Source organism: Nocardia sp. NPDC060220, from assembly GCF_042727815.1.
In the GTDB taxonomy this organism is placed as follows: domain Bacteria; phylum Actinomycetota; class Actinomycetes; order Mycobacteriales; family Mycobacteriaceae; genus Nocardia.
On the sequence record NZ_JBHWZY010000119.1, the window covers coordinates 1 to 11562 of the forward strand.

Below are 11562 nucleotides of genomic sequence, written 5' to 3' on the forward strand. Positions count from 1 at the left end.
ACCCCGGCGACGTCGTCAGCACCGGCACGCCGGCCGGGGTCGCCATGGTGCGCGCTCCCTCAGTCTTCGCTGTGACGAGGGCAAACTCCAGGCAAGAAAGCATTACGTCAGACGCAGTGGCATCGCGGAACTGTCACTTCCGGGCTTCGACGGTCGCCCGCGAAACGTCCCCTGCCGCGGAAGCCGGCGGTTTTTCCGGCGTGACACCGCGAAAACGAGTGTTACCGCCCCGTGACCTCCGCGCCACCGAATACACCGTTCCGGAATGTGGCCAGAGGTTGTCCACCGATCGGTGGACACGAAGTTCGACCGGTCGATGCTGTCTACGGCACCGGCCACCCGAGCAGCATTGACGACATGCGAAATCGCTTGGTATTGATCGCCGTTGCCAGCGCGCGCCATCCGTGGCGGGCCATTGTGGGCTGGTTCGTCTTCGTGGCGTTGTGCGTCGGAATCGGGGTCGGCATCGGCGGGAAACCCGCAGCCACCGAGGACTTCTGGATCGGCGAGGCGGGCCGCGGTGAGGCGATCGCGACCTCGGGCGGGTTGCAGCAGGCGCCGATGGAACGGGTGCTGATCACCGGCGGCGGAACTGCCGCGCACAACGCCGCTCAGGACGTCACCGACCGAATGCTGACACTGCCCGAGGTCAGATCCGTTGATGCTGCGGTGTATTCACCGGATGGGACGGTGCTGCGCGTCGACGTGACCATGGCGGGCGCCGAACTCGATGCCAAGAAGCACGTGGCCGCGCTGCGCGCGCAAACCGATCAGGTACAGCGGGCATACCCGGACCTACAGGTCGAGCAGACCGGCGGTCCCTCCATCAGCAGCGGTGTCGAAGCCTTGCGCGGGCGCGATCTGGCGAGAACCGAGATGATCGCGCTGCCGATCACCCTGCTCACCCTGCTCGTCGTGTTCCGTTCGGCGGCAATGGCTCTGGTGCCGTTGTTGCTGGCGATATCGTCGATCGTCGCGGCGATCGGGCTGTCGCTGCCCGCTTCACACCTGTTCCCCGACAACGGTGTCGGCACGAACATCATCCTGCTGATCGGGATGGCGGTCGGCGTCGACTACACCCTGTTCTATCTGAAGCGGGCGCGCGAGGAGCGGGCCCGCGCGGGCGGCGCGCTCAGTTCACGGGCGCTGGTGGAACTGGCCGCGGCGACCTCCGGGCGCGCGGTGGTGGTTTCCGGTATCGCCGTCGCGGTCTCCAGCGCGACGATGTATCTCGCCGACGACGTGGTCTTCTCCTCGATCGCGACCGCCGCGATTCTGGTCACCCTGGTCGCGGTGGCCAGCTCGCTCACCGCACTGCCCGCCCTGCTGACAGTGCTGACCGATCGAGCCGAGCGGCGCGCGGCCCGCAAGCCCTCAACACCGGAGCGAGAGAGCACCGGCCGACTCACCGGTTCGCTGCTGCGACTGACCGCCGCACGCCCGGTAGCCGCACTGACCGTCGCGGTGCTGGCCATGCTCGCGCTCACCGTGCCACTGCTCGGCCTCGACCTCACCGACATGGGCCGCGAGACCCATCCCCGCTCCATCCCCGCCATGCAAACGTTCGATCGGCTCACTACCGCGTTCCCTCAGCTGAAGTCGATGCACCAGGTCGTGGTGGCGGCCGAGCCGCAGCGAGCCGACGAGGTCACCGACGCGCTGCGCGCACTGGCTCGACGAGCCGAGTCCGATCCCGCCCTCGCGGGCGAAACCGAACTGCGCACCTCCTCCGACGGCCGGGTCAGCCTGCTGGAACTGCCGGTCCAGCACCACGTCAGCGACGATGCGGCCCAACAGTCCCTCGAACGCCTGCGCACGGACTACCTACCGGCAACCGTCGGCACCCTCTCCGGCGTGAACTACGCGGTGACCGGTGATGTCGCTCGCTATGCCGACTACCCGCGCCACCAGGAACAGAAGCTGCCCCTGATCATCGCGACGTTGCTGCTGGTGACGTTCGTCCTCACCGTCGTGACGTTCCGCTCCGTGGTCCTCGGATCGATCGGTGTCGTGCTGAATCTGCTCTCGGCGGGCGCATCGCTGGGCCTGTTGACCGCGGTCTTCCAGAACACCTGGGCCGAGGGCCTGCTCGACTTCGATTCGACCGGCTCGATCGGCTCCCGAGTCCCCCTGCTGCTGCTGGTGATCCTGTTCGGACTGTCGATGGACTACCAGATTTTCGTGCTCAGCCGCATCAGCGAGCTCGCACGCGCCGGCCTGCCGACCCGCCGGGCCGTACTCGACGGCGTCGGCGGTTCGGCGAGCGCGGTGACCAGCGCCGCGTTCGTCATGGTCACAGTGTTCGCGAGCTTCGTTCCGCTGCACATCATGGAGATGAAGCAGATGGGCTTCGCCCTCGCGGCCGCGGTCCTGCTCGACGCGTTCGTGATCCGGATCGTGATCCTGCCCGCGATGTTGCTGCTGCTGGGTGATCGCACCTGGTGGCCCGCCCGCCCCGCCCGCACCGCCGAGCCGGTGAAAGTAGGCTGAGCGAAATGGAGGAGAGGCCGACCCGGATGCGGATTCTGCGCCGGTGGTACGCCGGATGCTGGGTGTTGTTCGGCCTCGGCCCGCCCGTGATCGCCGTGCACGATCGCACCGATATGACGAAGTACTCGACGTGGATCCTGATCACGGCGCTGGCCGCGAGTTATCTGGCGCTGACGACCTTTCCGCGTCACCGCGTCGTCGGCACCACCGGCTTTCTGTGCCTGCTGGTCGCCGTCCTCGGCATGACAGCGATCTTGCTCGAGGGCGGTGCGGCCTTCTTCATCGTCTCCATTCCGCTGTTCTGGATCTACACTCCGACACCGCGCCGCGCGGTCGGTTACCTCAGCGCGGCGGCGGTAGCCACCCTCATCGGGAATCTCACCGGACCGATCTTCTCCCCCGGCAATGCCACCTTCACCCTGCTCGGATACGCGGGCGGCGTCCTGCTCGGGCTGTGGATGGACCAGGTGATCAGGCAGGGCGCCGAACGCACTCGTGCCCTCGGCGCCGAGCTGGAACGCACCCAATCGGATCTGGCCGCCGCCCACCAGCGGCAGGGCGCGGCCGAGGAACGCGAACGGATCGCCCGCGAAATCCACGACACGCTCGCCCAGGGCTTCGCTTCCATCGTCGTGCTGGCCGAGGCGGCCCGCGACGGCATCGGCACCGATCCGGCGGCCACCGCCAAACAGCTGTTGTCGATCGAGCGCACCGCCCGCGAGAACCTCACCGAGGCAAGGGTGCTGGTCGGCGGAACTCCCGCGGACAGCACCGGGATCGCCCAGACGCTGCGCCGGGTCCTCGATAGCTTCGTCGAAGACACCGGGCTGACCGTGCACGCCGAACTGGCGGACATCGTCTGCGACCAACCCACCAGAATCGGACTGCTGCGCTGCACGCAGGAGTCACTGGCCAACGTGAGCAAGCACGCGAAGGCGAGCACTGTGAGCGTGGTTCTCTCCTACACCGATGCCGGACCGGAACTCGAGATCACCGATGACGGAATCGGTTTCGCACCGCGCGAGGCTCGTGGATTCGGCCTGAACGGGATGCGTAACCGGTTGGCCGAACTCGGTGGCGAATTCGCCGTCACCAGCTCGCCCGGCGAGGGCACCAGGATCTTCGCCCTTCTCCCCGCGACCGGACCGACGTGACCGAGCCCCTGCGCCTGATCCTCGCCGACGATCACCTCGTGATGCGGGCGGGTCTCGTCGCGCTGTTGCAGGCCGAACCGTCCATCCGGATCGTCGGCGAGGCGGCCGACGGCGCGGAAGCCATCGATCTCGCCGAACGGCTGTGCCCCGATGTTGCGCTGCTCGATCTACGAATGCCGGTTCTGGACGGCGTCACCGCGACCCGCGACATCGTGCGCCGCACCGGAACCCGCGTCCTGATCCTCACCACCTACGACACCGATGCCGAGATCGAACGCGCCATCGAAGCGGGCGCCATCGGCTACCTCCTCAAGGACACCACCCGCGATCAACTCGTCGACGCCATCCACGCCGCCGCCCGCGGCCAGACTGTCCTGGCGCCCCGGGTCGCCGAACGCCTGGTCGCCCGCATCCGCCGCCCCGAGCCGGTCACCCTGACACCGCGAGAAATCGACGTCCTGCGCGCGGTCGCCGACGGCCTGTCCAACCCCGAGATCGGCCGGCGCCTCGTCATCGCCGAAGCCACCGTCAAAACCCATCTCCTGCGCGTCTTCGCCAAACTCGACGTCAACGACCGCACCCACGCGGTCATCGTCGCGATGAAGCGGGGCCTGTTCACCACCGGCGAGTGACCGACTCCGGCAGCCGATCAACCGGGCACCAGGTCCGCGCTCCTGCGCACGGCACCGGGGAACTGACCGTCCGATTGCGGCGCGACCTCCATCACCGCTTCCGCCACGGCGAGGCAGGCGCCGAGCCGCGGCAGTCGGCGCAATCCCGAATCCCCTTGCAGCAGCAGCCGAACCGCGGCCCATGGCAGGTTCACATCCGCGAACGATGTGTGGAACAGGCCCGCCGAGGGGCGTGGATTCGCCTCGAGCAGCACCGGTTCGCCACCGCGATAACGCAATTGAACATTCGTCAGATACGCCAGTTCGAAATGCCGTACGAGCCGGCGCGCGATGTCGACCAGCGCGGGATCGTCGAGCAGGATGCGGAAACGCCCCTGCTTGGCCCGCGGAATACCCATCAGCAGTTCGCCTCCCGAAGCGGAGAGGCAGTCGATGCTGATCTCCGGTCCTTCGAGGAACGGCATCACGAGCAGCGGCGGCACCGCTTCGCCCTCTTCCGCCGCCCGCCGCATCGCCCCCGCGACCGCCTCGACCGAGGCCACCGGCCGGGGCGCGACCCGCAGGTTCGCCATGGTCAGCGGGCGGTCGTCGAGGATGCGGAAGCCGAACGCCGAGTACTCACCGCTGGGCTTGATACACAGCGTCTCCCCGGTGAGCGAAAGCTCGTCGACAGCCGCGTAGAACTCATCGACGTCGGCCGCCTCGCGCCACGGCGGTACGGGAATCCCCGCGGCACCGGCTATCTCGTAGGTGAGAACCTTGCTGGTCAGCGCCGTCACCGCGGACAGCGGCGAACACATCAGACTGGTACCGACCGCGGCGAAGTCCGCCGCGCGGCCCGCCAGTGCGTCGAGCCGTCGCGGCGGAATGAGCACGTCGATGCGATGTGTCCGACAGAAATCGAGCGCGAACTGCGCATACTCCTCGTTGCTGACATACCGAGGTTCGATCGCCGACACATCACACGCCGAGAGAGCTGCCGCACTCGGATCCACATTGCTGGCGAAAACAGTGACCTCGACCCCATCAGGGTTCTCCCGTAGCAACCGCATGACCTGAACGCTGGCCGCGCCCGCACTGCTCAGCCAAATCCGAAGCGTTATGGCAACCGCTCCCTTCCTTTTTCCCGAAGCGAACCCGGACCTTATCCCGGTTCTGCTTCGAGCACATTTCGGAAAGAAGGACCCCACGTCACATCGGGGGGAACTACATCACAGGCCGTACTTGCGGACGAATTCCTCGGTGAGGTCGATCGCGGGGAGTCCGAGATCGGTGGCTTGGGTGTTGGCCGGGGTTTCCTCGATCCACTCCGCGGGAGCGGGCGGAAGCTGTCGCCACTGCGCTCGTGGATCGGTCTGGTCGTCGTGCTGATCGGTCATAGGCCCTCCCCTTGTTCCTGCACCCAGGATAGGGCCGACGAGGGCACCTGCGCCACAACTACTCGCCTACCGAGCGCTCCGGTAGGCGAGTAGCGGCGGACTATTCGGCGACGATCACCGTCACTTCACCCTCGGCCGCGTCGGTCGGATCGCCTGCCGCGACGAACCAGTGGGTGACCTCGCCCTCGGCCAGGTCGTCTTCGACCGAGGCGTCGGGCAGGACCGACAGGGCGCCCGCCGTGGACGAGGCCAGGAATTCCTGGACCGCGGCCGGGCCGGAGGCGTGGGTGGTGTAGGTGGTGCCTTCGTAGTCGATGGCGTGTTCATCGCGCAGGCGCTCGGCGAGGGCCACCGCGTCGGACTGGGCCAGGGCCGTGGTGTTCTCGCCCGAGACCAGCACGAAGGCCGGGTGGTCCTCGGCCAGGGGGCGGACGCGGTCGGCGTAGGAGACGGGATGGGCCGCGGCCGCGGCGATCTCGTCCTCGACGTCGGCCAGGATCAGCCACTGACCCGCCACCCCGGCGACCGGCGACGCGCTGATCCCGAAAAGAGCTCCCGCGGCGGCGATCTCGACGCCGGAGAGTTCGCCCGCGAACAGCACCGCGGCACCCGCCTTCTGGACCGCCCAGGCGGCCAGGACCGAATCCACGCTGCGCGGCAGCGAGATCGCGACCACGTCGCCGGGACCCGCACCGCGCGCGATGAGCACCCGGGCCAGCTGGGAGGACTTGCGATCCAGTGCGCTGTAGGCGATTTCGCTGTCACCGCGCAGCAACGCCGGAGCCTGCGGATCGGCTTCGACGACCTCGGCGAGGATCTTGGCCACCGTCTGCGCGCCGACACCGGAAACAACCGGAGCCGAAACAGCGGCTGTCACACCGGAATCGGCGAGCAGCTGAGCGCGTTCGCTCGCATCGAGGATGTCGATGTCGCCGACCAGACCGGACGGGTTGTCGAGCAGCTCGTCGAGCACCCGCAGCAGGCGCTGCGACAGCGTGCGGACCTCGTCGGCGGTGAAGGTACTGGTCAGGTACTTCATCGTGATCTCGATGGTCGACTCGGCCATCACCACCAGGGTGAGCGGGTAGTGGGTCGCGTCGTCGAGGCCGACACCGGTGACCTGCATGCCGTCGATCGAGCTCGCCGCGGTGACGGCGTCCTTGTCCATCGGGTAGGACTCGAACACCACCAGCGTGTCGAACTGCGAGCCCATGCCCGTCACCCGCTGGATGTCGGACAGACCGACGAAGTGGTGGCTGAGCAGCTCGGCTTGCTCGGACTGCACTCGCTGGGTCAGCTTCTCCGCGGTCATCCGGTCGTCGATCTGGATGCGCACGGGCAGGGTGTTGATGAACAGGCCGACCATCGACTCGACGCCGGGCAGTTCCGCCGGGCGACCCGAGACGGTCGCGCCGAACACCACGTCGTCGCGGCCGGTGAGGCGACCGACGACGATGCCCCACGCGGTCTGCAGCATCGTGTTCACGGTGACCCCGAGCTCGCCGGCGAACTTGCCGAGCGCCCTGGTGCGGTCGTTGTCGATCTCGACGATGACCTTGCCGAGCTCGTAGCGTTCCTCGGTGCGCGGCGCGGGCGCGAGCTGGGTGGGACCTTCGACCCCGGCCAGCGCGTCGGCCCACACCTGCAGCGACACTTCGCGATCCCAGCCCGAGAGCCAGGACAAGAAGTTGCGGTAGGACGCCACGCGCGGGAGCGCGGTGAGGTCACCGTGCACCGCGTACAGCACGAGCAGGTCGCGCATGAGCAGCGGCATGGACCAGCCGTCGACCAGGATGTGGTGCACGGTGATCGCCAGGTGCGAGTGCTCCTCGTCGATCTTGTAGAGACCGAAGCGGATCAGCGGCGCGGTGGCCATGTCGAACTGGTTCGCCTGGTCGGCTTGCAGCAGTTGCCGCATGCGCGGCATCCGCTCGTCTTCGGGCAGGTCGGTGAGGTCGACCTCACGCCACGGGACCTCGAGCTCGGAGAGCACCACCTGCACCGGCTGACCGGCCGAATCGGTGACGAACGCGGTCCGCAGGTTCGGGTACCGGTCGAGCACGGCCTGGGCGGCGCCGCGCAGGCGCTCGGTGTCGAGGGTGCCGGTGAGGTCGAGGACGGCCTGCACGGTGTAGACGTCGACGGTCGCCGAGCTGAGCATGGCGTGGAACATCAGGCCCGCCTGCAGCGGCGAGAGCGGCCACACCTCCGACAGCGACGGGTAGTCGCGCTCCCACAGCTCGAGGTCGGACTGGCCGACCCGGACCAGGGACATGTCGGACGGGGTGAAGCCACCCGCGTCGACCCGCTGGGCGTGCGTGGCGAGCGCAGTGAGCGCGGCCACGAACAGATCAGCGAACTCCTGTGCCTGCTCGGCGGTGAGCAGGCCCTTCGGGAAGGCGATGTTCGCGCCGAGCTGTGGTCCCTCGTCGCCGTCGTTGACGATGGCGTTGATATCGAGGGTCGCGTTGGCGGGCATGTCGAGGTCCATCTCGGCGTCGAGTTGGCCCAGATCCGCCACCGGCACCCAGCCGAGTTCGGCGAGTTCGGCCGGGATCTCACCGGCGGTCGCGCGACCGAGGTAGTTGAAGCTGATCTGGCCCACGCTCGGCAGGTCGGCACCGTCGAGGTACTTCAGCATGCCGAAGCCGATGCCCTTGTCCGGCACCGCGAGCATCTGTTCCTTGACCGACTTGATGACGTCACCGAGCGCGGCGCCACCGGCGAACGCGTCGTCGAGGTCGGCACCGCCCAGGTCCAGCCGGACCGGGAACGCGGTGGTGAACCAGCCGACGGTGCGCGACAGATCCGCACCGGCCACGATCTCTTCCTGGCGGCCGTGGCCTTCCAGCTTGATCAGCGCCGCGGTGCCGGATTCGTCTCCACGCCAACGGGATACGGCCAGCGCGAGTGCGGTGAGCAGACCGTCGTTGACGCCGCCGTGGTAGAGGCCCGGGATCGCGGTGAGGACCGCGTCGGTGACCTCGGGCGAGAGGGTGACCTGTACCCGGTCGACGGTGGCGAAGGTGTCGACCTGCGGGTCGAAGGCCCGCGCGCCGAGCTGCGGATCGACGGTGGCCGACACCTCGCGCCAGAACGGCAGTTCCGCGCGACGATCGGTCGACTGCTCGACCAGGCTGTGCGCCCAGCGACGCATCGAGGTGCCGTTGACCGGCAGCGTCACCTGCTGGCCCGCCGCGATCTGTCCCCAGGCCATGCCGAGATCCGGGATCAGGATGCGCCAGGAGACGCCGTCGATCACGAAGTGGTGGCCGACGATGAGCAGGGCGTCGCGCCGGCGCGGACCTTCGGCGGGCTCACCGAAGGCGAACCAGACAAACTGCACCATGGCGGCGCTCGCGGGGTCGAGACGGCCCATGGCCTCGTCGTATTCGACGCTGGCCAGCTTGGACAGCTGATCGTCGGCGATGTCACCGGCGACCTCGACCCGGCGCACGAGCGTGGTCACGTCGACCTCGCCCGGTGCCAGAGCCTCGAAGATCCACCCGTTCGCGGCGTCCTTCGCCACTCGCGAGCGCAGCACATCGTGGTGGTCGAAGACCGCGCCGATCGTGGCGTGCAGGACATCGGCGGTGATGTTGTCGGGCAGACGCAGCACCATCGACTGGGAGAACCGGTCGTAGGTGGAACCGCTCGCCAGAATCTGGCGCATGATCGGCAGCATCGGGATATCGCCGACACCGCCGCCCGGCAGTTCCTCGAGCACGATCTGTTCGGCGTCGCCCGCGAGCACGGCGATCTCGGCAAGCCCTGCCACGCTGCGCTTGTCGAACACATCACGCGGCTTGAACAGCACGCCGCGATCCTTGGCCCGCGAGACCAGCTGGATGGACAGGATCGAGTCGCCGCCGAGGGCGAAGAACGAATCGTCCAGGCCCACGGCGTCCACGCCGAGCACTTCGGCGAAGACGGTGGCGATGATCGCCTCGATTTCGCTGGTCGGCGAGCGGAACTCGCGCGGAGCGAGGACCGGCTCCGGCAGTGCGCGCCGGTCGAGCTTGCCCGCGGGGGTCAGCGGGATCTCGTCGAGGACCATCACGGCGGCGGGCACCATGTGCGCGGGCAGGTGCTGCGCCGCGTACTCGACCAGGGCGGCCGGATCCACGTTGCCGCGGACGTAGGACACCAGGATGGTGGCGCCCGCGTCGGTCTTGCGGCCGATGGTGGCGGCGAACTCGACGTCGTCGTGCGCGGTGAGGACCGCGTCGATCTCGCCCAGTTCGATGCGGAAACCGCGGATCTTCACCTGGAAGTCGTTGCGGCCCACGTATTCCACGACCGGCTTGCCGTGCACCGTACGCCAGGCGACGACGTCACCGGTGCGGTAGAGGCGCTCGCCCGCTACGTACGGGCTGGCCACGAAACGTTCGGCGGTGAGGCCGTGGCGCGCGTGGTAGCCGCGCGCCAGCGGGACACCGCCGAGGTACAGCTCACCGGCCACGCCCTCGGGGACCGGGCGCAGGCGGCTGTCGAGCACGTACACGGTCGCGCCCGCGATCGGGCCACCGATGTTCATGGTGTCGGCCGGCAGCAGCGGATCGGACAGGTTGGTGGCGATGGTCGCCTCGGTGGGACCGTAGGCGTTGTAGAACCGGTGCAGCGCCGGGTCGGTACCCGCGCTGTGCCAGTTCGCGACCAGGTCGACGGGAGCCTTGTCGCCACCGACGATCAGCGCTTCGAGCCCGGCCAGTGCCGCGGGTTCCATCGACGCCGCGACCAGCGGGGTGAGGAACACATGGGTCAGCTGCTCGCCGGCGATGATGTCGGCCAGCTCCTCGCCGCCGACCACACCGACCGGTGTGATCACGAGGGTGCCCGCCGAGCCGACGGCCAGGAGGAACTCGAGAATCGACGCGTCGAACGACGGTGACGCGAACGCCAGGGTCCGCGCGTTCTTGTCGAGACCGAACTGCGCGACCTGGGCGGCGGCGAAGTTGGGCACACCGGCATGGGTGACGACGACGCCCTTGGGCAGACCCGTCGAACCCGAGGTGTAGATCATGTAAGCCGTGTTGCCGGGGCGGACTTCGCCACGGCGATCGGCCTCGGTGATCGGGGCGTCGGACTGTGCGGCGACCTCGGCCTCGGTGGCCGCGTCGTCGAGGGTCAGCCAGTCGCCCAGCACGGGCGTCGGCAGGTGGTCGGCCTCGGCGGACACCGTGATGCCCAGTGCCGCACCGGAGTCCGACATCATGTGCGCGATGCGCTCGGCCGGGTACTTCGGGTCGACCGGGAGGAACGCCGCGCCGGTCTTGCTGACGGCCCAGATGGCCAGGGTCGTGTCGAGCGAACGCTGCATGGCGATGGCGACGACGGTCTCCGGTGCCGCACCGCGCTCGATGAGCACCCGTGCCAGGCGCGAAGACGCCGCGTCGAGCTCGGCGTAGGTCAGCGAGGCCGACTCGCCCGGCGCCACGATGGCCTGACCCGTCGGGTTGGTTGCCACGGCCTGGGCCAGCAGCTCCGGCAGGGTGCTCACCGCTGCGGCGGGACCGCCTGTGCGGCTGAGCAGTTCGGTGCGCTCGGCGCTGTCGAGGAGTTCGAGGTCACCGACCGGGATGGTGGTGTCGGCGACGACCTCGGCGAGTAGTCGCTGGAAGCGCTGCGCGAACTTCTCCACGGTCGACTGGTCGAACAGCGCACTGGCGTAGGAGAACTCGGCGTAGGCGCCCGCGTCATCACCAGCTGCGGCTTCCCGCACGGTGAGCAGCAGGTCGAACTTGGCGGTGTCGACGTCGAAGTCGACGGCCGAGACCGACAGGCCGGGCAGCTCGAAGCCGGCGTCGGGCAGGTTCTCGAACGACAGCGCCACCTGGAACAGCGGGTGCCGCGCGGTGGAGCGCTCGGGGTTGAGCAGTTCCACCAGGCGTTCGAACGGGATGTCGG

The 11562-nt window shown here is 68.5% G+C and carries 6 protein-coding genes; 3 read left to right on the forward strand and 3 right to left on the reverse strand.

The annotated features are described in order from the left end of the window. Positions 1-357 precede the first annotated feature (357 nt). Genes ACFWF3_RS08875 through ACFWF3_RS08885 form a run of 3 tightly spaced genes read left to right on the forward strand, consistent with a single transcriptional unit; the run spans position 358 to position 4276 of the window. On the forward strand, positions 358-2490 hold the full coding sequence (locus ACFWF3_RS08875) for an MMPL family transporter (RefSeq protein WP_379313123.1): 2133 nt from the start codon (positions 358-360) through the stop codon (positions 2488-2490). Positions 2491-2495: 5 nt separating this feature from the next. Then, positions 2496-3644 (forward strand): sensor histidine kinase, encoded by a 1149-nt coding sequence (locus tag ACFWF3_RS08880; RefSeq protein WP_379313125.1) that lies wholly within the window; start codon positions 2496-2498, stop codon positions 3642-3644. Next, positions 3641-4276 carry a response regulator gene (locus ACFWF3_RS08885; RefSeq protein ID WP_379313126.1) on the forward strand — a complete coding sequence of 212 codons (636 nt, stop codon included), beginning with the start codon at positions 3641-3643 and terminating at the stop codon, positions 4274-4276. The genes ACFWF3_RS08880 and ACFWF3_RS08885 overlap by 4 nt, the downstream gene beginning before the upstream one ends. A 17-nt stretch (positions 4277-4293) precedes the next feature. On the opposite strand, the gene ACFWF3_RS08890 is transcribed toward ACFWF3_RS08885, so the two are convergent. The 3 genes from ACFWF3_RS08890 to ACFWF3_RS08900 all read right to left on the reverse strand — a co-directional run bounded on the left by ACFWF3_RS08890 (position 4294) and on the right by ACFWF3_RS08900 (position 11557). Next, on the reverse strand, positions 4294-5466 hold the full coding sequence (locus tag ACFWF3_RS08890; RefSeq protein WP_379313128.1) for an ATP-grasp domain-containing protein: 1173 nt from the start codon (positions 5464-5466) through the stop codon (positions 4294-4296). Between the two features lie 21 nt (positions 5467-5487). Continuing rightward, complete coding sequence (locus ACFWF3_RS08895) at positions 5488-5655, reverse strand: hypothetical protein (RefSeq protein ID WP_378990843.1); 168 nt, start codon at positions 5653-5655, stop codon at positions 5488-5490. Positions 5656-5755: 100 nt separating this feature from the next. Further along, complete coding sequence (locus tag ACFWF3_RS08900; protein ID WP_379313129.1) at positions 5756-11557, reverse strand: amino acid adenylation domain-containing protein; 5802 nt, start codon at positions 11555-11557, stop codon at positions 5756-5758. Between the last annotated feature and the right edge of the window lie 5 nt (positions 11558-11562).